At 70.8% G+C, this 26,490-nt stretch carries 24 protein-coding genes; 12 read left to right on the plus strand and 12 right to left on the minus strand.

Going from position 1 to position 26,490, the window contains the following annotated elements; translation table 11 throughout:
• Nucleotides 1-71: 71 nt before the first annotated feature.
• Nucleotides 72-554 (plus strand): GbsR/MarR family transcriptional regulator, encoded by a 483-nt coding sequence (locus DFJ67_RS07845; protein WP_116075837.1) that lies wholly within the window; start codon nucleotides 72-74, stop codon nucleotides 552-554.
• On the opposite strand, the gene DFJ67_RS07850 is transcribed toward DFJ67_RS07845, so the two are convergent.
• On the minus strand, nucleotides 544-1,233 hold the full coding sequence (locus DFJ67_RS07850) for a TetR/AcrR family transcriptional regulator (RefSeq protein WP_116067270.1): 690 nt from the start codon (nucleotides 1,231-1,233) through the stop codon (nucleotides 544-546). The genes DFJ67_RS07845 and DFJ67_RS07850 overlap by 11 nt on opposite strands.
• A gap of 113 nt (nucleotides 1,234-1,346) precedes the next feature.
• On the opposite strand from DFJ67_RS07850, the gene DFJ67_RS07855 reads away from it, so the two are divergent.
• Complete coding sequence (locus DFJ67_RS07855; RefSeq protein WP_116067271.1) at nucleotides 1,347-2,267, plus strand: NAD-dependent epimerase/dehydratase family protein; 921 nt, start codon at nucleotides 1,347-1,349, stop codon at nucleotides 2,265-2,267.
• Nucleotides 2,268-3,320: 1,053 nt separating this feature from the next.
• On the opposite strand, the gene DFJ67_RS07860 is transcribed toward DFJ67_RS07855, so the two are convergent.
• The 3 genes from DFJ67_RS07860 to DFJ67_RS07870 form a co-directional block, all read right to left on the minus strand.
• Nucleotides 3,321-3,965, minus strand: a complete 645-nt coding sequence (locus DFJ67_RS07860; protein WP_116067272.1) for a response regulator — start codon at nucleotides 3,963-3,965, stop codon at nucleotides 3,321-3,323.
• A complete protein-coding gene (locus DFJ67_RS07865) occupies nucleotides 3,962-5,170 on the minus strand; it encodes a sensor histidine kinase (RefSeq protein WP_239097509.1) in 1,209 nt (402 codons plus the stop codon). Before DFJ67_RS07865 ends, DFJ67_RS07860 begins: the two co-directional genes overlap by 4 nt.
• Before the next feature lie 275 nt (nucleotides 5,171-5,445).
• On the minus strand, nucleotides 5,446-6,318 hold the full coding sequence (locus DFJ67_RS07870) for a S1C family serine protease (RefSeq protein ID WP_116067274.1): 873 nt from the start codon (nucleotides 6,316-6,318) through the stop codon (nucleotides 5,446-5,448).
• 145 nt (nucleotides 6,319-6,463) lie between these two features.
• Between DFJ67_RS07870 and DFJ67_RS07875 the strand changes: the two genes are divergently transcribed.
• The 5 genes from DFJ67_RS07875 to DFJ67_RS07895 are packed head-to-tail and all read left to right on the plus strand — an operon-like array spanning nucleotide 6,464 to nucleotide 11,515.
• The gene (locus DFJ67_RS07875; RefSeq protein WP_116067275.1) at nucleotides 6,464-7,186 is read left to right on the plus strand and encodes a DUF2470 domain-containing protein; all 723 of its coding nucleotides are present in this window, start codon (nucleotides 6,464-6,466) and stop codon (nucleotides 7,184-7,186) included.
• A 49-nt stretch (nucleotides 7,187-7,235) separates the two neighbouring features.
• Nucleotides 7,236-7,790, plus strand: a complete 555-nt coding sequence (locus DFJ67_RS07880) for a hypothetical protein (protein ID WP_147315448.1) — start codon at nucleotides 7,236-7,238, stop codon at nucleotides 7,788-7,790.
• Nucleotides 7,787-9,214 (plus strand): PrsW family intramembrane metalloprotease, encoded by a 1,428-nt coding sequence (locus tag DFJ67_RS07885; protein WP_116067277.1) that lies wholly within the window; start codon nucleotides 7,787-7,789, stop codon nucleotides 9,212-9,214. Before DFJ67_RS07880 ends, DFJ67_RS07885 begins: the two co-directional genes overlap by 4 nt.
• Nucleotides 9,215-9,242: 28 nt before the next feature.
• Entirely contained in the window at nucleotides 9,243-10,487 is a 1,245-nt protein-coding gene (locus tag DFJ67_RS07890; protein ID WP_116067278.1) for an RNA polymerase sigma factor, read from the plus strand.
• On the plus strand, nucleotides 10,484-11,515 hold the full coding sequence (locus DFJ67_RS07895) for a DNA polymerase IV (RefSeq protein ID WP_116067279.1): 1,032 nt from the start codon (nucleotides 10,484-10,486) through the stop codon (nucleotides 11,513-11,515). The genes DFJ67_RS07890 and DFJ67_RS07895 overlap by 4 nt, the downstream gene beginning before the upstream one ends.
• Here the strand turns inward: DFJ67_RS07895 and DFJ67_RS07900 are convergent.
• Genes DFJ67_RS07900 through DFJ67_RS07925 form a run of 6 tightly spaced genes read right to left on the minus strand, consistent with a single transcriptional unit; the run spans nucleotide 11,493 to nucleotide 18,194 of the window.
• Complete coding sequence (locus DFJ67_RS07900; protein WP_116075840.1) at nucleotides 11,493-12,353, minus strand: LLM class flavin-dependent oxidoreductase; 861 nt, start codon at nucleotides 12,351-12,353, stop codon at nucleotides 11,493-11,495. The two genes, DFJ67_RS07895 and DFJ67_RS07900, sit on opposite strands and share 23 nt — an antisense overlap.
• Nucleotides 12,354-12,378: 25 nt before the next feature.
• Entirely contained in the window at nucleotides 12,379-12,903 is a 525-nt protein-coding gene (locus DFJ67_RS07905; protein ID WP_116067280.1) for a YbhB/YbcL family Raf kinase inhibitor-like protein, read from the minus strand.
• 14 nt (nucleotides 12,904-12,917) lie between these two features.
• Nucleotides 12,918-14,093: an AAA family ATPase gene (locus DFJ67_RS07910; RefSeq protein ID WP_116075842.1), complete on the minus strand. Its 1,176-nt coding sequence runs from the start codon at nucleotides 14,091-14,093 to the stop codon at nucleotides 12,918-12,920.
• Between the two features lie 10 nt (nucleotides 14,094-14,103).
• Nucleotides 14,104-15,417 carry a maltokinase N-terminal cap-like domain-containing protein gene (locus DFJ67_RS07915; RefSeq protein WP_116067281.1) on the minus strand — a complete coding sequence of 438 codons (1,314 nt, stop codon included), beginning with the start codon at nucleotides 15,415-15,417 and terminating at the stop codon, nucleotides 14,104-14,106.
• Complete coding sequence (treS, locus tag DFJ67_RS07920; RefSeq protein ID WP_116067282.1) at nucleotides 15,414-17,231, minus strand: maltose alpha-D-glucosyltransferase; 1,818 nt, start codon at nucleotides 17,229-17,231, stop codon at nucleotides 15,414-15,416. The genes DFJ67_RS07915 and treS overlap by 4 nt, the downstream gene beginning before the upstream one ends.
• Before the next feature lie 45 nt (nucleotides 17,232-17,276).
• A complete protein-coding gene (locus DFJ67_RS07925; protein ID WP_116067283.1) occupies nucleotides 17,277-18,194 on the minus strand; it encodes a glycosyltransferase family 2 protein in 918 nt (305 codons plus the stop codon).
• 291 nt (nucleotides 18,195-18,485) lie between these two features.
• Here DFJ67_RS07925 and DFJ67_RS07930 point away from each other — a divergent pair, with 291 nt between their 5' ends.
• A complete protein-coding gene (locus tag DFJ67_RS07930; protein ID WP_116067284.1) occupies nucleotides 18,486-19,793 on the plus strand; it encodes an ABC transporter ATP-binding protein in 1,308 nt (435 codons plus the stop codon).
• A 53-nt stretch (nucleotides 19,794-19,846) separates the two neighbouring features.
• Nucleotides 19,847-20,758 (plus strand): hypothetical protein, encoded by a 912-nt coding sequence (locus DFJ67_RS07935; RefSeq protein WP_116067285.1) that lies wholly within the window; start codon nucleotides 19,847-19,849, stop codon nucleotides 20,756-20,758.
• Here the strand turns inward: DFJ67_RS07935 and DFJ67_RS07940 are convergent.
• Entirely contained in the window at nucleotides 20,755-21,330 is a 576-nt protein-coding gene (locus tag DFJ67_RS07940; RefSeq protein ID WP_116067286.1) for a MarR family winged helix-turn-helix transcriptional regulator, read from the minus strand. The two genes, DFJ67_RS07935 and DFJ67_RS07940, sit on opposite strands and share 4 nt — an antisense overlap.
• Complete coding sequence (locus tag DFJ67_RS07945; protein ID WP_116067287.1) at nucleotides 21,327-21,731, minus strand: DUF3224 domain-containing protein; 405 nt, start codon at nucleotides 21,729-21,731, stop codon at nucleotides 21,327-21,329. Before DFJ67_RS07945 ends, DFJ67_RS07940 begins: the two co-directional genes overlap by 4 nt.
• A 156-nt stretch (nucleotides 21,732-21,887) precedes the next feature.
• Here DFJ67_RS07945 and DFJ67_RS07950 point away from each other — a divergent pair, with 156 nt between their 5' ends.
• From DFJ67_RS07950 to DFJ67_RS07960, 3 genes are read left to right on the plus strand one after another with little or no spacing between them, the layout of a single operon-like run.
• Nucleotides 21,888-23,336 (plus strand): multicopper oxidase family protein, encoded by a 1,449-nt coding sequence (locus DFJ67_RS07950; protein ID WP_203784197.1) that lies wholly within the window; start codon nucleotides 21,888-21,890, stop codon nucleotides 23,334-23,336.
• A 23-nt stretch (nucleotides 23,337-23,359) separates the two neighbouring features.
• On the plus strand, nucleotides 23,360-24,112 hold the full coding sequence (locus DFJ67_RS07955) for an HAD family hydrolase (RefSeq protein ID WP_116067288.1): 753 nt from the start codon (nucleotides 23,360-23,362) through the stop codon (nucleotides 24,110-24,112).
• Nucleotides 24,109-26,487: a glycoside hydrolase family 65 protein gene (locus tag DFJ67_RS07960; RefSeq protein ID WP_116067289.1), complete on the plus strand. Its 2,379-nt coding sequence runs from the start codon at nucleotides 24,109-24,111 to the stop codon at nucleotides 26,485-26,487. The genes DFJ67_RS07955 and DFJ67_RS07960 overlap by 4 nt, the downstream gene beginning before the upstream one ends.
• Nucleotides 26,488-26,490 lie beyond the last annotated feature (3 nt).

Consider the following 26,490-nt stretch of genomic DNA (forward strand, 5'->3'; position numbering starts at 1 on the left):
GTTTCATTCGCGTCAAGAGCGCGTCAAGATAGATCACGTACGGGCAAGATGTAGTGAGGGAGGTGCGCGACATGACTGGAGACCGCGACGAGACCGCTCTGCGGCAGTACGTCGAGGACATGGCCCGGCTCTACGCCGACTGGGGATTTCCCCGGATGGCGGCTCGCGTGCTGATGCAACTGATGGCGTCCGACAGCGGTGCGCTGACCGCCAAGGAACTCAGCGACGGGCTGGAGATCAGCCCCGCCGCCGTCTCGCAGTCGGTGCGCTACCTCCAACACCTCGGTCTGGTCGAGCGATCGGCGGTGCCCGGTTCACGGCGCGACCGCTACGCGCTGCCGGATGACGCCTGGTATATGGGCTCGATCATCAAGGGCACCCTGTTCACGCAGATCGCCAAGCTCGCCGAGGGCGGCGTCGCCGCGGCGGGCGGCCGGGACACCCCGGCCGGCGACCGGATCGCGGGGATGGGCGACTTCTACGGCTTCATCCAGAGCGAACTCGGCGCCCTGCTGGAGCGCTACGTGAAATATCGCGAGACGCTCAAGGAGTAGGCAGTCCGATGTAGACCGCCTGGGCGCGCATCTGGTGGTCGAAGAGCGGAGCCCGTGCGGTGACGACGTTGTCGAGCTGGCCGAACAGCTCGAAGCCGACAAAACCGAAGAGCTGGAGCCAGGTGCCGAACGCCCGATCCAGCACCCCGAGTGGAGCGCTCGGCGCGATCGTGGCGCGGATCCGGGTGATGTCGTCGACCGCCTCGGGCGGAAGGTCGTCGTCGTCGCGCAGCAACCCGGCACGAGCGGCGTCTTCGATCACCCCGCCCAGCACCCTCACCGCGCGGGTGGCCGCCGACACCGTGTCGGTCGGGGCCGCATACCCGGGGACCGGGCTGCCGTAGATCAACGCGTACTCGTGCGGGTTGGTCAATGCCCAGTCGCGGACCGCGTGGCAGATGGCGAGAAAACGCCCACCCAGGTCGGCCCGGTCGACCGCACCCTCGGCCGCCTCGACCGACCCGCCGAGCGCGTTGTAAGCGTCGAGGATCAGCGCGGTGAGCAGGTCGTCGCGGCTCGGGAAATAGCGGTAGATCGCTGACGACACCACGCCCAGGTCACGCGCGACCGCGCGGAGCGAGAGGTTGGCGCCGTCGGTCGCCAGGTGCCGCCGGGCGATCGCCTTGATCTCGTCGGTCATCTCCGCCCGCAGCCGGGCCCGCATCGAAGTCGCTTTCACGAGAACAGTGTCTCACACCGAGAGCACTGCTCTTGACAGTGCGCGCTGATCCGTGGAACATTGCTCTCAACAGAGAGCACTGCTCTCCCAATCGAATTCGCTGGAGGCACCCCATGCACGTCATCGTCGGAGCCGGAGCCGTCGGCAGCAGCACCGCGCGCCAGCTCGCCGAGGCCGGTGAACAGGTCCGATTGATCACCCGCAGCGGCAGTGGCCCGGTCCACCCCAACATCGAGCGGGTCGCCGCCGACGCCAGCGACAGCACGACGCTGAGCCGGCTGAGCCAGGGCGCGGTCGCGATCTACAACTGCGCCAACCCGCCGTACCACACCTGGCCGACCGACTGGCCACCCATGCACGAGGCGATGCTGGCCGCGGCTGAGAGCAGCGGCGCTCCCCTGGTGATCACCGGCAACCTCTACGTCTACGGCCCGGTCGACCGCCCGATGACCGAAGACATGCCGCTCGCCGCGCCGACCGTCAAGGGCCAGGTCCGGGTCAAGATGTGGCAGGACGCGGTCGAGGCCCACCGCACCGGCCGGATCAGCGGGGTCACCGAGGTGCGCGGTTCCGACTACCTGAGCCCGCGCTACTCGGTCATCGAGATGGCCATGCCCGGCCTGCGCGCCAACAAGACGATCTGGCTGCCCGGCCCGCTCGACAACCCGCACACGTTCACCTACACCGGCGACATGGCCGCGGCACTCATCGCCCTCGGCCGCGACCCGCGGGCCTTCGGCCGCGCCTGGCACGTGCCCTCACCGGCGCCGATGACCATGCGCCAGGCTGTCGAGCGGCTGGCCACGGTCGGCGGGTTCGAGCTGCCCCGGCTGCGCAGCTATCCGAAGGCGGCGGTCCGAGCCGCTGGGCTCTTCGATCGCCGCACCCGGGAGTTCGTCGAGATGAGCTATCAGTGGGAGCGCCCCTTCGTGCTCGACGCCAGCTTGACCGAGGCGACCTTCGGGCTGTCGGCGACCGACGTCGACGAGGCGATCCGGGCGTCGATCCCGGCCGCCGAGCCGGTCGCGGCCTGATCCGCGCCCGGCGCGGTGCGGCGGCGATGGTAGGCGTAGGCGGCGAGCAACAGCGTGACACTCCACAGTGGCCAGAGCACCATCGGCAGCACGGCCACGTCCAGGTCGGCGATGCGCTCCAGCATCGGTCCGTCGGAGAGGAAGCTGGCGCTCGCCCCACCCACCGCGACCGCGACCGCCGCGGCGGGCACCGTGGCCAGCCACACCGGCACCCGCCGGCCGGCCAGGCCGATCATCCAGCGCGGGAACCGTTCGCCCCACGGCCGCACCAGCCCGATGGTCAGCCAGGTGCCGACCAGCGCGAAGCTGCCGAGACCGGTGGCCGCCAGGGCCGCGTCGGAGTCCTCGAACATCCGGATATCCGTGCCGAGCGAGATGCCGGCCGCCCAGGCCAGCCGGGTCACCGCGTAGACGGCCGGGATGGCCGCCGCGACGTAGGTCACCCAGTTTCCTGGGATCTTTCCGGGCCCCGTCTCAGCCGTGCGGCGCTGCCAGGTCAGCAGGGCGCGGGCAAGAAGCAGGCCGCCGAGGATCGCCCACACCTCGTTGGCGGTCGTCCAGTTGAAGATCACGCCGTAGTCGATCTCGCTCGGCCAGCCGAACGGCGCGCCGATGAGCAGCATCGGGGTGTAGCCGGCGACGGCCAGGATGTGCGCGCCGGGTATCAGGATGACCAGCGCGGCCACCACCGCCCAGCCGAGGGCAAGCATTGCTTGGCGCACCGGTCTCGGTGGACGGGCCGGCTGCCGGCTCGCGGTGGCCAGCGCCAGCACGCCGGCGCCCAGCAGCACGACCGCGAAGACGGCCGCGCCGGTGTCGACGGGCACCGCGCGCAGTGGGTGCATAAGGTCGTCGTTGTTGGCGCCGTAGGGGAAGCCGTCGCCGGTCACCGCCCAGACCGCGGCGACGACTCCATAGCTCAGCGCCCATGCGGCGGCCAGGTAACCGGCCCAGGATCGTGAGTTCGTCATGCCTCTCACGCTCGCGTGGCGCTGGCCGGCAAACCTCCCCGTGCGGGGTGGACCGCCTCCCTCGCGCGGGGGAGCCTTGTGCTCAGCCGGCCGGGGTGACGAAGCCCGACTCGTACGCCGTGATGACCGCTTGCACGCGATCGCGGGCGCCGAGCTTCGCGAGCACATTGCCCACGTGGGTCTTGACCGTCTCCCCGCCGACCACCAGCTGCTCGGCGATCTCCGCATTGGACAGTCCGGCGGCCATCAGCTTGAGCACCTCGGCCTCGCGCGCGGTGAGCCGGGCGGTGGCCTGGCCGCCGCTGCCACCGCGGGCCGCGACCAGCCGGCGGATGGCGGCGGGAAACAGCAGCGAGTCGCCGCGCGCGACCACCCGGATGGCGTCGACGACCTCGGCCGGCCGGGCCCGCTTGAGCAGGAACCCGCTGGCACCGGCGCGCAGCGCGTCGTAGACGTAGTCATCGTTCTCGAAGGTGGTCACCACGATCACCCGCGGTGGCACGGCCGCGGTGGTCAGCAGGTGCCGGGTCGCCTGGATGCCGTCGACGTCGGGCATCCGCACGTCCATCAGCACGACATCGGGCCGGTGCCTTGCGACCAGCGGCGGCACCTCGGCACCGTCGCCGGCTTCGGCCACCACCTCGAGGTCGGGCTCGGCGTCGACGATCGTGCGCAGGCCGACGCGTACCAGCGCGTCGTCGTCGACGATCAGCACCCTCGTTGTCATGAGCCTCCTGTCGGCAGCCGCACCGCGACCGTGAACCGCCCGTCAGCGGGTCCGGCGGTCATCCGCCCGCCGAGAACGTCGACCCGCTCCCGCATGCCGGCGAGCCCACGCCCGCTCGGGTCATGGCCTTCCCGGGTCACCGGGTTGGCGACGTCGATCCGCAGCGACCGGTCGACCACCGCGATGTGCACGGTAACCGGCACCGGGCCGGCGTGCCGGACCGCGTTGGTCAGCGCCTCCTGCACGATCCGGTAGCCCTCCCGGGAGACGGCCGCCGGCACCGTCGCGATCGGACCCTCGCGGGTCAGCGTCACGGTGAGCCCGGCGCCGGTGACGTCGGCGACCACCCGGTCGACGTCGGCCAGGGTTCGCTGCGGCCCGGGCCGGTCGATCCGCTCAGCGGCGCGGAGCAGGCCAAGCACGTGATCGAGGTCTTCCATCGCCGATCGGCCGGTCTCCTCGATCGCGACCAGCGCCCGCTTGACCAACTCGGGGTCGTGCAGCGCCCGCTGTGCGGCGGCCGCCTGGAGCGTGGTGACGGTCAACGCGTGGCCAACCGAGTCATGCAGTTCACGGGCGAGGCGGTTGCGCTCGACAAGGTGGCCGGCGTGCGCTTCGAGCGCGGCGATCCGCTGCGCCTGCGACGGGCCGAGCAGGGTCGGGGCGAGTTGCGCGGCGAGCGCGCCGAGGCCGGCGACGGCGTAGGCGAGCAGGACCAGTAGAACGATGCCGGTTGCCATGAGCGCGGCGGGGTTCCAGTCGCCGAGCGGAAGGTCGTCGCGACTGAGGCCACTGCCAGCGAACCATTGGAGTACGAAGACGAGCGCCATCGGCACGGCGGTGACCAGGGCGACGCCGACCAGGCCGCCGAAGGCCAGGTGGAGGCCGAACCAGAGCGCCCCGCGCAGGGTCGTCTCGCGATCAGCGCGCCCGGTGGGGTCGGGCAGGTCCACGCCGAGCAGGCCGCGGGCGGCGACGATCTCGACTGCTCGGGTGCCGCCGAGGAACGCCGGAGTCACCGCGATCACCAGACCGATGAGCAGGAGCGGCCAGGTGGCCAGCTTCGGCACGTCGTCGCTGGTCAGCATGCTGACGAAGACGATGGTGAGCAGCGCGTAGGGCAGCACGATCACGGCGCCGAGCAGCAGATACACACCGCGCCGGTAGGTCGATCCCCGAACCAGCGGTGCCAGGACGCGGGTCACCCGGCCGATTGTCCCGGCCGGCGAGCAAACGCGCCACGCGCGCTTGCTCTGCACCCCTGTGGGAAGCGGCCGGACTGCCAGGTGCTTCCTACAGGGGTGCAGAGCAAACGCGCTACACGCGCTTGCTCTGCACCCCTGTAGGCACCGGCCGTACTGCCGGGTGGTGTCCACAGGGGTGCAGAGCAAAGGCGCGGAGCGCGTTTGCTCTGCCGCCATATACGCCTCACCCGGCATCGGGGGTGCTGCGTATATGGCAGCAGAGCAAGGGAACCGCGTCAGCTCAGGATCGACTGTGCCGTGTCGATCGGGATCGCGAAGCCGATGCCGATGCTGCCGCCGCCCTGGCTGGTCGAGGCGTTGGCGACGTTGATGGCGATGACCTGCCCGGCCGCGTCGACCAGCGGGCCGCCCGAGTTGCCGGAGTTGATCGGCGCGTCGGTCTGGATCAGGTTGGAGAGGTTGAGGTCCTGGGCGTCGCGGTTGAGCGCGGAGACGATGCCCGAGGTGACGGTGCCGCTCAGGCCCAGCGGGCTGCCGAAGGCGAGCACCGTGTCGCCGACCTGGACGCTGTTGCTGTCGCCCAGCGTCGCCGGGGTCAGGCCGGACGCGTTGACCTGGAGCAGTGCCAGGTCGTGGGTCGGGTCGGTACGCAGGATCTGCGCGGGCACCGACCGGCCGTCGGAGAGTTGCACGGTCGCGCCGCCGGTGGCCTCGTCGACCACGTGGTTGTTGGTGATGATGCGGCCCGAACCGTCGACGATCACGCCGGAGCCCTCGGCGGTGCCGCCGGCGATCGGGACCATGATGGTGACGACGCTGGGCGAGGTCTTGGCGGCCACCGCGGACAGGGTCGCCGACTCGGTCGAGACGTTGGAAGCCGCGGTCGCCGACGCAGTGGAGCTGGCGGCCGGCTGGTTGGTCTGCGCGCCGATCACGCCGCCGGCGACGCCGCCGCCGAGGACCAGCGCGAGGGCGCCCGCTGCGATCGCGACGCGGTGGCCGCGGCGCGGGCCGTTGGGTGCGCCGCCGGGGTAACTGCCGTGGCCCCAGGGCGGGGTCGGCCCGCCGGGACCGGTCGGACCGGCCGCGGTCGGCTGGTGCGGCCAGGTGGACGCGTACGGATCGGTGCGGCTCAGCAAATCGGTCATGTATCCACCCTGACTCGCATATCTTCCCCGTGCCTGGGGGTGGACTGGGACTTTCCTGAATGCCACCTCGTCCGTTCGGATGAGCTTGTTAATTAGGTGAGCCTAACTTAAGTTGATCCGGACAGACGTTCCGGAGGAGGACACCATGCGGCCGACTGCGGCAGAGGTGGCGCGCACGCTCGCGAGCGGACGGCTGGAGGGTGTGGCGCATGTGCGCGGCTACCCCGGCCGGGCCAAGGTCCGCCACGCCACGCCCGCCGATGGCTTTCCCCTGCTGCTCACCGGCCTCGGCGCCGACCTGGTGGCCGCGTTGGCGCCGGGGCCGATGGTGCTCAGCGTCGACGACGTGCCGCCGGTGCCGTGCGCGCCCAGCCGCGGCCGGCTCTGGCTGACCGGCACTGCCCAGCGGCTGACCGATAAGAGCGCCCGCGCCGCCGCCGACGCCTACGCGCAGGTGCAGCCGCTCGGTGACCTGCTCGACGTCGGGCGCGGGCACGAGCTGTTCCGGATCACCCCGACCGAGGTGCGGCTGGCCAACGGCCGGCGGCTGGTCGAGATCGACCCGGCCGAGTTCACCGCCGCCACACCCGACCCGCTGGCCGCGGACGAGGGCCGGCTCCTCACCGACCTCAACGACCATCACCTCGACCAACTCGCCGCCCTGGTCGAGCGGGTCTGCCACCGGCCGGCGCCGCCGGAGTGCCGGGCGATGCGGCTCGACCGCTACGGGCTGACCGTCGGCTCGGCGCACCGCGGGACGCCCGGCCCGCGACTGCGGCTGGGCTTCGAGCGGCCGGTCGGCTCGGTCTGCGAGTTGAGTCACCTCATGCACGCGCTTCTGGCGGCGAGCGGGGTCCCGGCGCGCTGAGTCGAACCCGAATGGTGCACCGGCAGCGGAGATCCCCGACAATGTGCTGATGGCAGGGGCGTCCTCCGCGTGGCGGCGTAATCTCGCCGGCTGCCTCGCGGTGGTCGCGGGGGTTCTCGTGCTGTCGTTCGGCGTGCCGGCGATCGACGACGCGCTGCCCAACAACACCGTGTCGAGCACGACCCCGCTGGAGTTCGCCGACAACGCGAGCGTCGTGCCCCCACCCGACGCCTCCGTCGTCGCCGGGCAGACCTCGCCCGAGCAGGGCGTGGTCACGCTCGACGTCGACGGTGTGCGCTACCGGCTGACCGCCGAGAGCTTCCCCGGCACCCTCCAGCAACTCGCCGACCGGATCCGGGCCGAGGTGCAGAACATCAGCGGCGTGCAGGCCATCTCCGACGACCAGCAGATCACCTCCAATAGCGGCCTGCCCGGGCTGCGGGCCACCTTCGTGGCGGAGAACCGCACCGGCTGGTACACGGTCTACCTCCTCGACGGCACCGGCGTGACCGCGGTCGTCGACGGCAACGACGCGGGCGTCACCGCACACCGCGACGCGCTGGAGACCAGCGTCAAGACCGTCGACATCCAGGCGACGGCATGAGTGTCGAACAGAGCGCCACCCCGCAGCCACCGGCGCCGGGCACGCGGCGGGTGTTCGCGTCGTGGGGCGCTGCCGCGCGGTGGCCGGCGGTCTGGGTGTTCATCGCGCTGGCCATCGCCGGCATCGTGATCCTGTGCTTGTCGTTCGGCCCCGCCATCGCCGACGCGCCGGCCGCGTTCGTGCTCGCGGTCATCCTGTTCGGGATTCACGGCGCCGTGTTCGTGACGATCATCCGGGCGGTCGACTGGCTCGAGCCCGAGCCGCGCTGGCTGTTCGCCGCCGCGCTGGTCTGGGGCGGCTTCGTCGCCAGCGCCAACGCGCTGCGGGCCAACACCGCGCTCGAGTCGATCCTGGTCAAGATGACCTCGCTCGGGTTCGTGCGCGACTGGGCCGCGGCGATCGAGGGGCCGACCGACGAGGAGATCCTCAAGACGCTCGGCATCGTGATGATCGTGCTGCTGGCCCGCCGGCAGATCAACAGCGTTCTAGACGGCGTGGTGTACGGAGCATTCGTCGGTCTCGGGTTCCAGGAGATCGAGAACATCACCTACAGCCTCAACGCCGTGGCGGCCGCCGGCACCGACAGCCTCGGCCCAGTGCTCCAGACGTTCATCGTCCGCGGGCTGCTCGCCGGGCTGTGGAGCCACACGGTCTACAGCGCGATCGCCGGAGCCGGCGTGGCGTACGCCGTGTTGCATCGGGAACGCTCCTGGGTCAACCGGATCGGCGTCGCGCTCGGCGCCCTGGCCCTGGCGTGGTTGATGCACTTCCTCTGGAACTCACCGGCGGCGGCCTCGCTGACCAACAACGCCGGCCTCTACGGCACCCTGCTCGTGCTGCTGGTCAAGGGGCTGCTGATCCTCGGCACGTTCCTGATCCTGTTGCACTTCTTCCGCAAGGACGAATACGAGGGCGTGGCCGGCCCGCTGGAGAGCCTGCGCAACCCGTGGATCGCCACGCACAACGAGATCATCGCGTTGCGCGGCTGGCGCAGCCGGGGCCGGGCGCGCTGGAACGCCTACGTCTACGCGGGTGCGCGCGGCTATCGCCGGGTCCGCCAACTCCAGCGCGCGCAGGCCGACATCGCCGTCGACATGCGCGACAACGGCGAGGCCGGATACACCGCCCGCCTGCCCGAGTTGCAGCGCGCCCGCTACGGCGTCTACAACCTGGGCATCTCCGACGCCGACGCGCTGCACCCGACCACCACCGCCGGCTGGATCTCGTTCGTGCTGGCCTTCGCGGTGCTGATCAACCCGATCTTCCTGATCCTGCCGCTCGGCTTCCTGATCTTCGGGGTCACCCGGGCCCGGTCGCGGCGGCAACGGGCCGACCCCCGGCTGCGCACCGCCGCCATTCTCGCCCTGGTCTTCACCCTGGCCTACGTGGTCAGCCTGATCGCCCGGGCGGCGACGCTCTACTGATCGCAGCAGCGGGCGGGGTCGTAGGCTTCTGGTCGTGGGCACGGAAGAGCTGCTCAGGGAGCTGGCGCCGCAGGTGCTGGGTGCGCTGGTGCGCCGCTACGGCCACTTCGACGCGGCGGAAGACGCCGTGCAGGAGGCGCTGCTCGCGGCGGCGACCCAGTGGCCGGCCGACGGTCAGCCCGACGATCCGCGCGCCTGGCTGATCCGGGTCGCGTCGCGGCGCCTGATCGACCAGCTACGCAGCGACGAATCCCGGCGGCAACGCGAGGAGAACGACTTCCAGCGCGACCCTTCCGCCACCCGGGTCGCGCCGCCGGCTGACGCCGAGCCGACCGACAGCGACGACTCGCTGGTGCTGCTGTTCCTCTGCTGCCACCCGGCGATCGCGGTGCCGGCGCAGGTGGCGCTCACCCTTCGGGCCGTCGGCGGCCTCACCACGGCCGAGATCGCGAGCGCCTTCCTGGTGCCCGAGCCGACCATGGGACAGCGGATCAGCCGCGCCAAGCAGAAGATCAAGTCGTCCGGGCTCGGGTTCGAGCTGCCGCCGCCGGAGTCGCGGGACGCGCGGCTGGACGCCGTACTCCAGGTGCTTTATCTGATCTTCAACGAGGGCTACACGAGCAGTTCCGGGCCGCATCTCGCCCGGGTCGAGCTGTCCGCGGAAGCGATCCGGCTCGCCCGCATGCTGCACCGGCTGCTGCCCGACGACGGCGAGGCGGCCGGCCTGCTCGCGCTGATGCTGTTGACCGACGCCCGGCGCCCGGCCCGCATAGGTCCCGCCGGGGAGTTGGTGCCGCTCGACGAGCAGGACCGGTCGCGGTGGGACCGGGCGGCGATCGCCGAGGGGGTCGGGCTCGTCACCGGCGCGCTGGCCCGCACCCGACCCGGCGCCTACCAGCTCCAGGCGGCGATCGCCGCGGTGCACGACGAGGCGGCCAGCGCGGCCGACACCGACTGGCGGCAGGTGCTGGCGCTCTACGAGCTGCTGGAGCGGGTGACCGACAGCCCGATGGTCCGGCTCAACAAGGCCGTCGCGGTCGCGATGGTGGCCGGTCCGCAGGCCGGGCTCGACCTGCTGGCCACGCTCGACGGCGACGAGCGGATGACCAGACACCACCGGCTGGCTGCCGTACGCGCACACCTGCTCGAACTGGCCGGCGACGCCGACGGTGCCGCGGCGGCCTATGTGGACGCCGCCGGCCGCACGCTCAGCGAGCCGGAACAGCGCTACCTGCGCGACCGGGCCCGGCGGCTGGTGGCCGCGGCGCCATGACCTGGCTGCTGCACGTCGACATGGACCAGTTCGTGGCCGCGGTGGAGATCCTGCGCCACCCGGAGTTGCGCGGCCGGCCGGTCGTGGTCGGCGGCGCGGGCGACCCGACGGCGCGTCGGCAGGTGGTCTCGACGGCTTCCTACGAGGCCCGAGCGCACGGTGTCCACTCCGGAATGCCGTTGCGCCGAGCCGCGCAGCTCTGCCCGGAGGCGGTGTTCCTGGCGACCGACCCGGCCGCCTACAGCGCGGCGTCCGATGAGGTGATGGCGGTGCTGCGCCGCTTCCCGGTCGACGTCGAGGTCTGGGGTTGGGACGAGGCGTTCATCGGCGGCGACATCGCCGACCCGGTCGCCTTGGCCGTCAAGCTCAAGGCGGCGGTGTTCGCGGCGACCGGGCTGTCCTGCGCGATCGGCATCGGCGAGAACAAGCTCCAGGCCAAGACGGCGGCCCGGTTCGGCAAGCCGGGTGGCGTGCACACGTTGACGACCGCGACCTGGCTCGACGTGATGGGTCCGCGTCCGGCGGCGGAGCTCTGGGGAGTCGGCCCGAAGACCACCCGCAAGCTCGACGAGTTGGGCCTGCACACGGTCGCCGAGCTCGCCGGCACGCCGGCGGAGGCGCTGATCGAACGGTTCGGGCCGCGGATGGCGGCGTGGCTGCCGGTGGCCGCGGCCGGTGGTGGCGACACGCACATCAGCACCGAACCGTGGGTGGCCCGGTCGAAGAGCCGCGAGAACACTTACGCCGAAGACCTGTCCGACCCGGCGGAGATCGCCCGCGAAGTGGCCGGGATGGCCCGCGCGCTGACCGCCGACGTGGTCGCCGACGGGCGCGAGATCACCCACGTCGCGGTCAAGGTGCGCTACGTCAGCTTCTTCACGCCGACCCGGGAGACGAAGCTGCGCGCCGGGCCGACCACCGATCCCGACGTCGTCGAGCGGGCCGCCGTCGGGCTGCTGGAGAAGTTCGAGTGGAAGCGGCCGGTGCGGCTGCTCGGTGTGCGGGTCAACCTGGCGATGCCGGACTGACCACGTCGGCCAGCCGCTCGACCTGGTCGAGCGACGGCACGGTCGGATTCAGGTAAAGCTCGGTGACGCCGACCGCTTCGAACGCCTCGACCCGGGCCCGGATCGCTTCGGGGGTACGCAACGCGTTGGTCGCGATCCCGTCGGCGTAGGCGCCGAGGAAGGCGTAGTAGTGGCGCAGGTAGGCCAGCGACCGCTCCTCGGCGTCGTCGCCGAGCGAGAAGTAGGCCAGCGCGGTGATCCGCGGCTCGCCCTCGCGGCCGGCTTCCCGCCAGGCGGTGCGGACCCGGGCGGCATATTCACCGACCTGCTCCGGGCCGCCGCCACCGATGGCGCCACCGGCACCCCACGACACCAGCCGGCGGAACGCCGCGTCGCCGGTGCCACCGATGATGACGGGAACCGCGCGGGCGTTGACGGGAGCCGGCGAGTGCTCGGGGTCGCCCGACCAGATGCGGTGGATCCGGTCGAGCGTGCGGTCGAACTCGCGGCCTCGCCGGGTGAAGTCGACGCCCATCACCTCGAAGTCGTCGGGCCGGCCGCCCGCGGCCAGACCCAACGTCAGCCGGCCGCCGGAGATCTGATCGACCGTCGCGGCCGACTTGGCCAGCAGCGCCGCCGGGTAGACCGGGCCGAGCAGGATGTTGGTGTAGAGCCCGATGCGGCTGGTCACCGCCGCGGCGGCAGCCAGCGCGGTCAGCGAGTCGTGGTTGGGATAGGCGATCCGGTCGATGGTCGCCAGCCCGGCGAAGCCGCGCTCTTCGGAGCGGCGCGCCCACTCGACGAGGGTGGTGCCGGGAATGCCCGGCATGGTGTTGGGAAGTCCGATGCCGATCTTCACCCGGCCCACCCTATCGAGGTCGTGGTTACTTCACCTGATATGTCGGCCGGATGACGGCGCGGGCCAGGTCGTGGAAGGTCAGGTTGAAGCTGACCACCGCGGGCGACACGTCGGGCGTCACGTCGAGTTGCTCGACGTCGACCGCGTGCACAGTGAACAGGTAGCGGTGCGGGAAGTCGCCCTGCGGCGGCGCCGCCCCGCCGTATTCCTTGGTGCCGTAGTCGTTGCGCACCGCGAACGAGCCGGCCGGCGGCAGCGCGCCCTGCTCCAGCGAGGTGACCGTGACCGGGACGTTGACCAGCACCCAGTGCCAGAAGCCGCTGTGCGTCGGCGCGTCCGGGTCGTAGCAGGTGATCACGAAGCTCTTGGTCGAATCCGGGAAGCCCGACCAGGACAGCTGCGGCGACTTGCCGGCGCCGCCGACGCTCGGGTCGGCGAAGGTGTCGGCCATCTGCTCGCCGTCGCGCACGTCGTCGCTGGTCAGCGTGAACGCCGGGACGGTCGGCAGCAGGTCGTAGGGATCTGGTGGAACAGGTCGTTCGAGACTCATGTGTTGATCCTTCCTCAGCGTTTCGGCCAGTGCCACGCGGGCTCGTCGAGCCTGCCCTGTCCGACGACGTAGGTCTCGCCGTGCTCCTTGGCGAGTTCCACGAGTTGCAGGTCGGCCTCGTCGGCGTGGGCGTCCAGCGCGGCGGCCAGCGCCCGTGAGTGGGTGACGACGACGATCTGCATCTGCTCCGACGCGCCGGCGATCAGTGCGGCCAGCGGTCGGATCAGGTCGGGGTGCAGGCTGTTCTCCGGTTCGTTGAGCACCAGCAGTTCCGGGGGCCGCGGTGTGAGCAGCGCGGCCACCCAGCTCAGGTAACGCAGCGTTCCGTCGGAAAGTTCAGCGGCGCCGAGCGGGCGGAGCATTCCGGGCTGGGTCAGGCTCAGCTCGAACCGGCCGGCGGCGGCCGCGATGCCCAGCCGGCTGCCCGGGAAGGCGAGGTCGACCGCGACGTCGAGGGCGGCCGCGTCGCCGACCTCCCGGATCGTCGCCAACGCCGGCGCCAGGTCGGCGCCGTCGGGGCCGAGCACGGGCGTGCGGGTGCCGACCTGCGCGGCCCGCATCGGCGCGTCGGCATCGGTGCGCACGTGGTCGTAGAAGCGCCAGGAGCGGATCCGTTCGCGCAGCAGCATCAGGTCGGGCGCCAGTTCCGGATCGACGAACTCGGCGAGCATGCTGTCGTAGGGGCGCAGCTTCAGCCTGGTGGCGTGCCAGGAACCATCCGGTCCGCGTACGCCGACGGCGGTGTTGGTTCGCTCGGTGAGCTTGGTCGCCGGCCGCAGGATCGGGCCCGACCAGCTGCACTCGCTCTTGATCTCCGGGTCGAGGTCGAACATCGTCGGGCCGGCCACCTGCGGCAGCCCGAGGTCGATGGCATAGCCGAACGAGTCGCTGGCGAAACCCAACCGCAGCGCCACCCGCTTCGTGCGCACCGTGCCCTGGACGGGGTGCTCGCCGTCGCGGACCGCCCGCCCGATCGTCTCGGGCCCGGCCCACAGCGTCGACGGCAGGCCGCCCTCGCGGGCCAACGCGGCCACCACGCCACCGCGGGCCGACGCGGACAGCAGCCGCAACGAGCGGTAGAGGCTCGACTTGCCCACGCCGTTGGCGCCGGTCACCACGTTGAGCCGGCGCAGTGGCAGCACCAACCGGCGCAGTGACCGGTAGTTCTCGACGGCGAGCGTGACCAGCACCGGACCCACGCTAGCCCAGGAGGCGGGCCACCGAGCGCAGCGAGATGGGCAGCCAGCTCGGCCGGAACCGGGCCTCGTAGGCGGCTTCGTAGATGGCCTTGTCGAGCTCGAACGCACCGAGCAGCTCGGGCCGCGACCGGGGGTCGTCGCCCGCGACGCTCGCGTAGCCGTCGCAGAACTTGCCCCGGTTGAGCTCGGCCCACTCGCGGGCCCGGTAGACCACCTGGGCGTCGTCGGGCTGGTCGACGATCAGGTGGTGCGGCGCGTATTCGAAGGAGCGCAGCATGCCGGCGACGTCGCGCAGCGGCGAGTCGGGGCGGCGGCGTTCCTCGACCGGCTGGCCGGGCTCGCCCTCGAAGTCGATCAGCAGCCAGGTCTTCGGCGTGCGCAGCACCTGGCCCAGGTGCAGGTCGCCGTGCACCCGGTGGACGGTCATCTCCGTGCCGCCGACCGCGCGGAACCGGGCCGCGGCCGCGTCGACGTGTGGCGCCAGCGCGGGGACGAACGCCGCCGCGCGGTCGAGGCGGGCCAGCATCCGGTCGACCGGGAACAGCACCGTCTCGCTGCCCAGCTCCTGGGCCAGCATCCGGTGCACCACCGCGACCGCCTCGCCGAGCCGGTAGGACTCGCCGGAGAAGTCGCCGCCCACCTCGTCGGCGGCCAGGTCGGCCTCGCCGAACAGGTCGCGCACGCTGGTGGTGGCCATCGCCCAGCCCTCGGCGGAGTTTTCCGCGTAGGCGGTCAGCATGGCCAGCGAGACCGGCTCGCCGCGCTCGTCGGAGCTTTCCACCGCGCCGAGCAACTGGGCCACGTGTGCGCAGCCGGCCCTCGCCAGCACCCGGTTGAGCTCGACGTCGGGGTTGATGCCGGTGACCACCCGGCGGAAGACCTTGAGGATCGCCGCCCGGTCGTAGACGACGCTGGTGTTGCTCTGCTCGGCCTCGGCCACCCGGGCCGGCGCGTCCAACGGCAGCTTTGCCTCCGGCTCGCGGCGGAAGAGCAGCCGGCCGATCACGGCGTCCTGGTCGATCAGCTCCAGCAGGGCGCGGGCCGCCGGCTCGTCGTAGAGCGCGTCATAGCCGGCGCGGTCGCCCTCGATGCCGATGGTCGCGGTGCCGGCGTATTCCGGTCGCGGTTCGCCGTCCCAGGCCACGTAGAGCTGGTAGCGCTCGGTGCCGCCGTCGTCGTATTCGACGTCGAGCAGCACGTGGTCGAGGGAATCGCGCAGGGTGGTGACCGCGACGGGCGTGACACTGTGGAGGGTGCGGCCGCGTCCGGCGTACCACCGCTGATGCGGTAGCCAGTCGGCATACGGCAAAGTCATGACTCCTCCATGTGCTGTTCGGCCGCACGGGCCGGATCATCCTCTTCGGACGGTGGGGTGAGCTGGAACCAGTAGAACCCGTAGCCGGGCAGGGTCAGCAGGTAGGGTAGCTGGCCGATCCGGGGAAACAGAACGCGTCCGGTCAGCTCGATCGGCGAATAGCCCGACCAGGCCTGCAAGTTGAGCTCGATGGGCTGCGGGAAACGGGACAGGTTGTTGACGCAGAGCACCACGTCGTCTTCATGGTGACGCAGGAACGCGAGCACCGCCGGGTTGGAGCCGCCGAGCTCCTGGAACGTGCCGACGGCGAACGAGTCGTGCCGGCGGCGCACCGACAGCATCAACCGCGTCCAGTTGAGCAACGACGTCGAACTGTCGCGTTGCGCCTCGACGTTCACCGATTGAAAACCGTAGATCGGATCCTGGTTGACCGGCAAGTAGATGCGGCCCGGGGTCGAGGTGGAGAAACCGGCGTTTCGATCGGGCGTCCACTGCATCGGGGTGCGCACCCCGTCGCGATCGCCCAGCCAGATGTTGTCGCCCATGCCGATCTCGTCGCCATAGTAGAGGACCGGCGAACCGGGCAACGACAACAGTAAGGCGGTGAACAGTTCCTGCTGGTTGCGGTCGTTGTCGAGGAGCGGCGCCAGCCGGCGGCGGATGCCGATGTTGGCCTTCATCCGCGGGTCTTTGGCGTACTCCATATACATGTAGTCGCGCTCTTCGTCGGTGACCATCTCGAGCGTGAGCTCGTCGTGGTTACGCAGGAAGATGCCCCACTGGCAGTTGGCCGGGATGGCCGGCGTGTTGGCCAGGATCTCGGAGATCGGGAAGCGCGACTCGCGCCGGACCGCCATGAAGATGCGCGGCATCAGCGGGAAATGGAACGCCATGTGGCATTCGTCGCCGTCGGACTCCGGGTCGCCGAAGTAGGCGACCACGTCGGCCGGCCACTGGTTGGCCTCGGCGAGCAGCACCCGGCCGGGGAACTCGTCGTCGATCACCTTGCGGCAGTGCCGCAGGAACGCGTGGGTCTCGGGCAGGTTCTCGCAGTTGGTGCCGTCGGCCTCGAAGAGGTAGGGCACCGCGTCGAGGCGGAAGCCGTCGATGCCCAGGTCGAGCCAGAACCGCAGGACGTCGAGCATGGCGTTCTGCACGGCCGGGTTGGCGTAGTTGAGGTCGGGCTGGTGCGAGAAGAACCGGTGCCAGTAGAACTGCCGGCGGACCGGGTCGAACGTCCAGTTGGACTCCTCGGTATCGACGAAGATGATCCGGGCGTCCTGGTATCTGCTGTCGGTGTCGCTCCACACGTAGAAGTCGCCGTATGGGCCCTCGGGGTCACGGCGCGACTCCTGGAACCAGGGGTGCTGGTCGGAGGTGTGGTTCATGACCAGGTCGGTGATCACCCGGATGCCCCGCTTGTGCGCGGCGTCGAGCAGGGCGACGAAGTCGTCGACGGTGCCGAACTCGGGCAGCACCTTGTAGAAGTCACGGATGTCGTAGCCGCCGTCGCGCAGGGGCGAGTCGTAGAACGGCGGGAGCCACAGACAGTCGACACCCAGCCAGGCCAGGTAGTCGAGGCGGTCGATCAAACCTCGCAGGTCGCCGGAGCCGTCACCGTCGGAGTCGGCGAACGCCCGCACCAGCACTTCGTAGAAGACCGCCCGCTGGAACCAGGTCGAGTCGACCGGAACGTTTCTGGCGTGGAGGAAGTCGTCGGAGGTGGGGTGCTCGACAATGCCGCGCTCGACGTGACTGCCCTCGGCCGGGTCCGGTGGCTGCACCGAAACAGTTCCAGCCGTCACGTCAGTCATGCTTCCACGCTAATGCCGAATCGGCTTCGCCACAGGGTGACGGGGTCAGCGGAGCTGCTCTGGCACCTCTGCGGGCCGCCCCATGATCAATCCCTGGCGCTCCCGCAACAGCTTGCGGGTGGCGTAACGGTGGTTGACGTCACCGGGCGCGCGGATCGCCTCGCCCAGGGTGATCGCCGCCCAGAACGCGGTGGCGGCGGCGCGGCCGTGCCGCATGCCGTGCAGCCGGACCCGGTTGGCCACCATGATCCCCCAGAGAGCCGGCACGTTGCGGGCGTCGCCGCCGTTGTGCACCGCTTCGGCGGTGGGCACGAAGGCCAGCCGGAAGCCGTGGTCGGCGGCGCGCAGGGCGTATTCGGTCTCTTCGCTGTAGAGGAAGAAGGTCTCGTCCCACGGCCCGGTCGCGGTCAGGCAGGCCCGGCTGAACATGGTCACCGCGCCGGTGGCCCAGTCGGCCGGGGTGCGGGCGTCGTAGCCGGCCGGGTCGGCGATCAGCTCGCCGCGGCCGAGCCGGCTGGCCCGGTTGCCGCCCAGGACCGCCTCGGCGACCGCCCGCCCGAGCGTCGGGCGCCGGCGCAGCGAGGTCTTGTAGGCGCCGTCGCGGCCGATCAGCCGCGGCACGGCGATGCCCACACCCGGCTCGGCGAGCGCGGCCAGCAACTCGGCGGCGCAGCCCGGCCGCAGCCGGGTGGTCGGGCTCAGCAGCAACACGGCGTCGGCGTCGGGATGGACGGCGGCGACCGCGTTGGCCGCGGCCGCGAAACCACGGTTGCTGTCGAGTTGCACCAGTGTCGCGTCGGGGGCCAGATCCTTGGCGACGATCAGGGTGTCGTCGAACGAACCGCTGTCGACCACCACCAGGCGCCAGTCGTCGACGCCGGCCAGGCCCGCGGGTAGCGCGGCGAGCAGCGGCGGCAAGTTGGCCGCGCTGCGGTAGGTGAGCACCCCCACCGTCAATCGCATCGCCGGCTCCCTGCCTCGAAATAACACAGCCTGGCTGAGGCTAGCGGAGCCGCGCCAGATTGCGTATCCACGGTGCGCACACCGCCCAGCTACGCCCGGTCGACCGGAAAACAATCACGGTCGATGCAGGTAGTCGGATTGTCACGCGCTGAACATGGCACGTTTACCCGATGGGTTTATTGAGTAACTCTCGTCACAGTCATGACCGGAAGACGGAATGCCGCGGCGGCGGCAGACCGTCCGAGGACCTGGGTCGGCACAGTTCGGGGAACTGACACTGGGGAGGAGACGGTGACAACCGTCGCGCTCAAAGATGTCACCAAGATCTTCCAAGACGGAACGGTCGCGGTCGACAACGTCAGCATCGACGTCAATGACGGCGAGTTCATGGTGTTGCTCGGTCCATCCGGGTGCGGCAAGTCCACCGTGCTCCGCATGGTCGCCGGCCTCGAAGATCCGACCACCGGGGCGATCCTGCTCGACGGCGACCTCGCCAACGACCTCCCACCGCGCGAGCGCCGGATCGCGATGGTGTTCCAGGATTTCGCGCTCTACCCGCACATGTCGGTCGGCGACAACATCGGTTTCCCGCTGCGCCTGTCGCGGGTCGAGCCGATGGCGCGCGGCGAACGCGTGGCCGACGTCGCCAGCGCGCTCGGCATCGGCGACGTGCTCGCCCGCAAGCCCAACCAACTCTCCGGCGGCCAGCGGCAGCGGGTCGCCATGGGCCGGGCGATCGTGCGCCGGCCGGGTCTGTTCCTGATGGACGAGCCGCTGTCCAATCTCGACAGCGGCCTGCGCGCCGAGCTACGCGCGGAGATCTCGGGCCTGGTCCGCGAGCTCGGTGTCAGCACGATCTACGTGACCCACGACCAGGCCGAGGCGCTCACCATGGCCGACCGGGTCGCGATCATGCGCCGCGGCGTGCTCCAGGACGTGGGCACACCGACCCAGGTCTACGGGCGGCCGGCGACGCTCTACGTCGCGGCCTTCCTGGGCAGCCCGCGGATGAACCTGCTCGAGGCGTCGGTCTACGTCCATCTCGACCGCTATGTGACGCTCAACCTCGGCGACCAGAACCTTTATCTGCCGTGGGACGACATCCGGGCGCGGGCCGTCGCGCACTACCACGGCGAGCGGATCGTGGTCGGCATGCGGGCCGAGGCGTTGACGCCGGTCGCGCCCAACAGCCCGGGCGACGTGTTGCAGGGCCGCATCCGCTACCTGGAGCACCACGGGCACGAGTCGCTGGCGTTCCTCGACATCGGCGCGACGGCCGTCGTGGTCGACGAGATGGGCCAGGCACCGGCCGAGCAGGCCAGCGAGGGCGGCCCACTGCGCCGGTTCGGGCACGCGGTGCAGCGCCTCACCAACCGGGGCGCCAGCGCGGCCGCGGTGCAGGAACTCGGCCCGTCGCGCAGCCGCACCAGCGTGCTGAGCGACCCGGGCCGGCACCACCGACGGCCGGCCGAGTTGGCGGTGCGGCTGGCGCCCTACCCCAACGTGCAGTCGGGCACGTCGCTGTCGGTCTCGGTGCGGATGGACGCGCTGCACTTTTTCGACGATCGCGGTGACCGCATCGACGTGGGGTGGCGCTGAGCGGGGCCGTGCTTTAGCGTCTGTCGCCACCTGAGTCCAGAGAGGATGGCACCGTGTCGGCTAACAGCCCCGGCCTGCTGATCATTGAACGGATCCTGCGCGACCGAGGCAGCATCTGGCAGCAGATCGTCGAAGAGCGTGACCTCAACCGGCTCACCGGGCAGATGCTCGCCAGTTCGGCGGTCGCGCTCGCGCTCTACGGCGCGGTGCTCGGCTTCTTCAACGGCGCGCTGATGGCGCTCACCTCGGCGGTCAAGCTGCCGCTGCTGTTCCTGGTCACCCTGGCCATCTGCCTGCCCACGCTCTACCTCTTCAACCTGGTCTTCGGCGCCCGGCTCTCGATGAAGCAGTCGGTGTCGCTGGTGATGGTCGCCATCACGGTGATCTCGATGCTCGCGGTGGCGTTCGCCCCGATCAGCCTGTTCTTCCTGATCACCGCGCCCGACTACGGCTTCTTCAAGCTGCTCAACGTCTCGATCCTGGCGCTCTCGGCGCTGGTCGGGCTGCGCTTCCTGACCGGCGGCATGCGGGTGCTCGCGGAGCACGGCCTGCTGAGCCCGGCCCGTCCCGAGCCGGCCGTCAGCCAGCCCGCGATCGCGCCGGCCCAGGTGACGGAAGAGAAGGTGCCGGTCACGGTCGGCGCGCCGGCGGCCAACGGCGACGGAGCCGCGGCGCCGGCAGCGGCCCCGGCGCCTCCGGTCCTGGTCGCGCACGCACCGGCCCCGGGCCAGCGCGTCTGGGATCCGATGCAGGGCCGCTACGTCAAGACGCCCGGCGTGGCCACCGAGCGGCCGGCGAGCATGACGCTGCTGCACGTATGGATCCTGCTGTTCGGCTTCGTCGGCACCCAGTTGGCGTGGACCCTGCGCCCGTTCTTCGGCAACCCCGACTCGCCGTTTGCCCTGTTCCGCGAGATCGAGGGCAACTTCTACGCGGAGATCTTCCGCACCATCGCGGGCCTTTAGCTCCGGGCCACGGCGGCGGCGCCATACTTCGCCGCCGCCGCGTTGGCCGTCGGGCAGGTGCCCTCGTCGCGGCCGCAGGCGGTCAGGTCGCAGAGCCGGCACAGCCAGGCGCCGCCCTCTTTCTCGGCGACGATGCCGGCCATCACCTTGCCGAGCAGATCATCCAGTGTGGAGCGTTCGGCCGACGAAAGGCCGGCCAGCGCGGAGCCCAACGCGGCGGCCCGCGCCGTCGACAGCCGGGTCGCGGCGGCCAGGCCCGCCGGGGTGAGCGCCACCGAGCGGGACCGGCCGTCGCCACCGGGGCCACGGGTCACCAGGCCCGCTTCGGCCAGCCGGTCGACCAGCCGGACCGCCCCGGACGGGGTCAGGCCGAGCACCCGCCGGAGCTGGTCGATCGACGGCCGGTCGAGGAAGTGCAGCAGCGCCGACAGGGCCGCGGCGGCCGTCGGGTTGCCGGCGACCGCCGCGGTGCCGTCGCTCGCGGCCGCGACCGCGGCGGCGGCCCGGTCGGCGACCGCGAGGGAGACCGCGCCGAGCAGGTTGGCCTGGTGGTCGAGGGCGTCGCCGGTCACGCCAACTCGTAGCGGATGGTCAGCGGCATGTGCGGGTAGTCGGCGTGGGTCGAGACGCTCTCCGCCGTGCCGGTGATGCCGGCGAGTTCGCCGGTGCCCGAGCCCGGCACGACCGTCGTCGTGACCCGCGCGGTCTTGCCGTCGTAGCTGCCGGAGCCGTGCAGCACGAAGCTGCCGGAGCGGCCGCCCAGGGTGCCGGTGAGCTCCATGGTGGACACGTATTCGCTGGTGCCGTCGGCGCGGTAGTAGAGCAGCGACTCGAAGGAGCCGCTGGTCAGGCCGTCGCCGGTGCCGGCGAGCGCGACCTCGGCCCTGGAGAACTTGCGGCCGTCGTCGAACTCGCGGTAGGGCTTCTCGTCCCACGAGGTGATCTCGAGCTTGGTTTCCATGATCTCGGTCATGCCTTCAACGTATGTGTGACTCAATCACATGTCAACCGGAACGGCTCCTTAGGGGTGGCCCGGAACGAGCCCCCAAAGGCGGTCGGCGCCATGGACGAAGTCCCGAATAGGAAGGCACGCTACATGTAGACGACTTCACTATGGAGGTGCGACCTCATGCGGCGCAGAAGCCTGCTCACCGGCGCTCTCGGCGGAACCTTCCTGCTCGCCGCCGGCTGCGGCAACCCGGTCGACACGGTCGGGCAGGTCGACTTCTCCCGCCCGCTGCTGATCCCGCCGCTGGCCAGGTCGACGGTCGACGGCGACGGGCAGCGCGTCTTCACGCTGCACGCCCAGCCTGGCCAACGTGACTTCGGGATCGACGGCACCACCCGCACCTTCGGGTTCAACGGCGACTATCTGGGGCCCACCCTGCGCGCCCGGCGCGGCGAGCGGGTGCGGGTCGACGTCGTCAACAACCTCGACGAGGACACCAGCGTGCACTGGCACGGCATGCACCTGCCGGCGCGGATGGACGGCGGCCCACACCAGCCGGTGCGCCCGGGCGCCACGTGGTCACCCACCTGGACGGTGAACCAGCCGGCGGCCACGCTCTGGTATCACCCGCATCCGCACGGCCGCACCCGCGAGCAGGTCAACCAGGGGCTGGCCGGCATGTTCATCCTCGACGACGACGACCCGACCCAGCGCGCCCTGCCACACGACTACGGCGTCGACGACATCCCGGTCATCGTGCAGGACAAAGACATCCACGGTGGACGGATCCGCAACCAGAAGACCGGAAACCTCCTGCTGGTCAACGGCACTTACGCGCCCTACCTCACAGTGGTGACCGACCGGGTCCGGTTGCGGCTGCTCAACGCCTCGGTCTCCCGGGTGTACGCGTTCGGCCTCGCCGACCAGCGGCCCGTCCACCTCGTGGCGACCGACGGCGGCCGGCTCGCGGCACCGGTCCCGCTGAGCCGGATCCGGCTCTCACCCGGTGAGCGCGCCGAGATTGTCGTGCCGGTGCACGCCGGCGAGCGGGTCGCGCTGCGCAGCTTCCCGCCGGAGCTCGGCGGGAAGTCGTTCGAGACCGGGCGCGACCAGTTCGACGTGCTCGACCTGCGGGCGGCGGCGACCCTGCGGCGGAGCGCGAATCTGCCGGCCGACTTCGGCGAGCTGCCGCGGCTCGACCCGGCCACTGCGGTGACCACCCGCGACTTCCGGCTCACCGGCACCAACATCAACGGCGACGAGATGGACATGGACCGGATCGACGCGGTCACAACGCTGGGCACCACCGAGATCTGGACGGTGCGCAACACCGACGGCCAGCGGCACAACTTCCACGTACACGATGTGCAGTTTCGGGTGTTGTCGATCGACGGGGCGGCGCCGCCGGCCGAGCTTTCCGGCTGGAAGGACACGGTGTTCCTGCCGCCGAAGAGCGCGGCGCGATTGATCATGAAGTTCGCCGACTATGCCGACCCGGAATTGCCCTACATGTATCACTGTCACCTTCTGATGCACGAGGACGACGGCATGATGGGGCAGTTCGTCGTGGTCGAGCCGGGACAGTCGGCGGGCCGCATTTCCGGGGTGGGCGCGCACGAGCACCACTAAGCCGGTTCGACTAGATTTGACCCGTGCTGGGGCTACCCGATCATGTGACCGCCTGCCTGTTCGATATGGACGGCGTGCTCACGCAGACTGCGACCGTTCACAACGCGGCGTGGACCGAGACTTTCAACGAATTCCTTCGTCGGCGCAGTGATCGCACCGGCGAGCCGTTCACGGCTTTCGACCCGCATTCCGACTATCCCAAATATGTCGACGGCCGGACCCGGGCCGACGGAGTGCGCACCTTTCTCGGGTCCCGCAACATCACGCTTCCAGAAGGGCAGCCCGACGACCCACCGGAGGCCGACACGGTCAACGGCGTCGGCAACCGCAAGAACGTCATCCTGCTCCGCCGGATCAAGGAAGACGGCGTCGCGGTCTACGACGGCTCGGTCGACTACCTGCGGGCAGCCCGCAAAGCGGGCCTGAAGACCGCGGTCGTCTCGGCGAGCGCCAACACCCCCGACATCCTGAAGATCACCGGGCTCGGCGAGTGGCTCGACGCCCGGGTCGACGGCAACGTGGCGCGGGCCGAGAAGCTGCCCGGCAAACCCGCGCCCGACACCTTCCTGCGCGGTGCCGAGTTGCTCGGTGTCGCACCCGCTGACGCGGCCGTCTTCGAAGACGCACTCGCCGGAGTGGCGGCCGGCCGGGCCGGCAACTTCGGCATCGTGATCGGCGTTGACCGGGTGGGTGGCAGCCATGGCGCCGACCTGATGACACACGGCGCCGACATCGTCGTGCGCGACCTTTCCGAGCTGCTGGAGGGCACGGCATGATCCGCGAACGGGCCTACCCCGTCGAGGCCTGGCACGTCCGGGAGACCCGGCTCGACCTCGACGTGCTGGCGCAGGCCGAGTCGGTGTTCGCCCTGGGCAACGGGCACATCGGGATGCGCGGCAACCTCGACGAGGGCGAGCCGCACGGGCTGCCGGGCACCTACCTCAACTCGTTCTACGAGCTGCGCCCGCTGCCCTACGCCGAGGCCGGCTACGGCTTCCCCGAGTCGGGGCAGACGGTCGTCAACGTGACCAACGGCAAGCCGATCCGCCTGCTCGTCGACGACGAGCCCTTCGACGTGCGTTACGGCGCGCTCGAGGCGCACACCCGGGTGCTCGACCTGCGTGCCGGCACGCTCGACCGGTCGGTCCACTGGCGTTCGCCGGCGGGCCGCGCGGTCAAGGTGCGCAGCACCCGGCTCGTCTCGTTCACCCAGCGCTCGATCGCCGCGATCCGCTACGAGGTCGAGGCGGTCGACGAGCCGCTGCGGCTGATCGTGCAGTCGGAACTGGTCGCCAACGAGGAGCTGCCCGGGCAGAGCCGCGACCCCCGCGTCGCCGCCGTGCTGGAGAAGCCGCTGCAGATCGAGGAGCGGATCACCGACAAGACCCGTGGCCTGCTGATCCACAAGACCAAGCGCAGCGGGCTGCGGGTCGGCGCGGCGATGCAACACGAGATCGACGGGCCGGCCAAGACCAACATCAGCACCGAGGCGCACGACGACTGGGCCCGCACCACGATCGCCTGCGTGCTCAAGCCCGGCGAGAAGCTGGTCGTGGTCAAGCTGCTGGCCTACGGCTGGTCGAGCCGGCGTTCGCTGCCGGCGATCCGCGACCAGGTCAGCGCCGCGCTGGCCGCCGCCGAGTTCTCCGGCTGGGACGGTCTGGTCCAGGAGCAGAAGGAATACCTCGACACGTTCTGGGACGCCGCCGACGTCACCGTCGAGGGCGACCAGGAGGTGCAGCAGGCGGTCCGGTTCGGCCTGTTCCACGTGCTACAGGCGGGCGCCCGGGCCGAGCTGCGGCCGATCGCGGCCAAGGGCCTGACCGGTCCCGGCTACGACGGCCACGTCTTCTGGGACACCGAGATGTTCGCGCTGCCAGTGCTCACCTACACCCAGCCGGTCGCGGTCGCACACGCGCTGCGCTGGCGGCACGCCACCCTGGAAATGGCCCGCGACCGGGCCAAACAGCTCGGGCTGCGGGGCGCCGCGTTCCCCTGGCGCACCATCCGCGGCCAGGAGTGCTCCGGCTACTGGCCGGCCGGCACCGCCGGCTTCCACGTCAACGCCGGCATCGCCGACGCGGTCCGCCGCTACGTGCAGGCCACCGGCGACACCGACTTCGAGCGCGAGATAGGGCTGGAGCTCCTGGTCGAGACCGCCCGGCTCTGGCATTCGCTCGGCCACCACGACCGGCACGGCAAGTTCCACATCGACGGGGTGACCGGGCCCGACGAATACACCGCCGTGAAGAACGACAACATCTACACCAACCTGATGGCGCAGCGAAACATGCTCACCGCCGCCGACTGCGTCAACCGGCACAGCGAGCGGGCCTGGCGGCTCGGTGTCGACGACGAAGAGACCGCCGCCTGGCGCGAAGCGGCCGCCAACATGCACATTCCCTACGACGACGAGTTGGGCGTGCATCCGCAGGTCGAGGGCTTCACCCGCTACCAGGAGTGGGACTTCGACAACACGCCGCCGGAGAGCTACCCGCTGCTGCTCAACTTCCCCTATTTCGATCTCTACCGCCGCCAGGTGGTGAAGCAGGCCGACCTGGTGCTCGCCATGCACTGGTGCGGTCACGCGTTCACGCCCGAGCAGAAGCTGCGCAACTTCGACTACTACGAGCGGCGTACCGTGCGCGACTCGTCGTTGTCGTCGTGCACCCAGTCGGTGGTCGCGGCCGAAGTGGGCTACCTCGAGTTGGCACACGACTATCTCGGCGAAGCCGCGCTGATGGACCTGCACGACATCCACAACAACACCCGGGAAGGGCTGCACATCGCGGCCCTGGCCGGCGCGTGGCTCGGTCTGGTGGCCGGTTTCGGCGGCATGCGCGACCACGAGGAGCAGCTCACGTTCGTGCCGCGGCTGCCGGCCCGGATCAGCCGGCTCGAGTTCGCGCTGATGTGGCGGGGCATGCGGCTGCGGGTCGACGTGCGCCAGCACGAGGCGATCTATTCGCTGCGCAACGGTGCGGCCGACTCGAGCCTCGACCTCACCCACCACGGCGAGCCGGTCACCGTGACCACCGAGAAAGAGGTGCGGATGCCGATCCCGCACCTCGAGCCGCACCGCCGGCAGCCCCGCCAGCCAGCGGGTCGGGCGCCGGCCCGCAGGCCCGCGCCCGAAACCCGGCGGCGCTAGTTT

Origin of the sequence: Asanoa ferruginea (assembly GCF_003387075.1) — a bacterium.
Classification (GTDB): Bacteria; Actinomycetota; Actinomycetes; order Mycobacteriales; family Micromonosporaceae; genus Asanoa; species Asanoa ferruginea.

Bases quoted from the DNA above. Each gene is read 5' to 3' on its own strand.
- DFJ67_RS07845 (WP_116075837.1), top strand. From the start codon at position 72: ATGACTGGAGACCGCGACGAGACCGCTCTGCGGCAGTACGTCGAGGAC.
- DFJ67_RS07855 (WP_116067271.1), top strand. From the start codon at position 1,347: ATGCACGTCATCGTCGGAGCCGGAGCCGTCGGCAGCAGCACCGCGCGC.
- DFJ67_RS07860 (WP_116067272.1), bottom strand. From the start codon at position 3,965: ATGACAACGAGGGTGCTGATCGTCGACGACGACGCGCTGGTACGCGTC.
- DFJ67_RS07870 (WP_116067274.1), bottom strand. From the start codon at position 6,318: ATGACCGATTTGCTGAGCCGCACCGATCCGTACGCGTCCACCTGGCCG.
- DFJ67_RS07875 (WP_116067275.1), top strand. From the start codon at position 6,464: ATGCGGCCGACTGCGGCAGAGGTGGCGCGCACGCTCGCGAGCGGACGG.
- DFJ67_RS07880 (WP_147315448.1), top strand. From the start codon at position 7,236: ATGGCAGGGGCGTCCTCCGCGTGGCGGCGTAATCTCGCCGGCTGCCTC.
- DFJ67_RS07885 (WP_116067277.1), top strand. From the start codon at position 7,787: ATGAGTGTCGAACAGAGCGCCACCCCGCAGCCACCGGCGCCGGGCACG.
- DFJ67_RS07895 (WP_116067279.1), top strand. From the start codon at position 10,484: ATGACCTGGCTGCTGCACGTCGACATGGACCAGTTCGTGGCCGCGGTG.
- DFJ67_RS07905 (WP_116067280.1), bottom strand. From the start codon at position 12,903: ATGAGTCTCGAACGACCTGTTCCACCAGATCCCTACGACCTGCTGCCG.
- DFJ67_RS07915 (WP_116067281.1), bottom strand. From the start codon at position 15,417: ATGACTTTGCCGTATGCCGACTGGCTACCGCATCAGCGGTGGTACGCC.
- treS (WP_116067282.1), bottom strand. From the start codon at position 17,231: ATGACTGACGTGACGGCTGGAACTGTTTCGGTGCAGCCACCGGACCCG.
- DFJ67_RS07925 (WP_116067283.1), bottom strand. From the start codon at position 18,194: ATGCGATTGACGGTGGGGGTGCTCACCTACCGCAGCGCGGCCAACTTG.
- DFJ67_RS07945 (WP_116067287.1), bottom strand. From the start codon at position 21,731: ATGACCGAGATCATGGAAACCAAGCTCGAGATCACCTCGTGGGACGAG.
- DFJ67_RS07950 (WP_203784197.1), top strand. From the start codon at position 21,888: ATGCGGCGCAGAAGCCTGCTCACCGGCGCTCTCGGCGGAACCTTCCTG.
- DFJ67_RS07960 (WP_116067289.1), top strand. From the start codon at position 24,109: ATGATCCGCGAACGGGCCTACCCCGTCGAGGCCTGGCACGTCCGGGAG.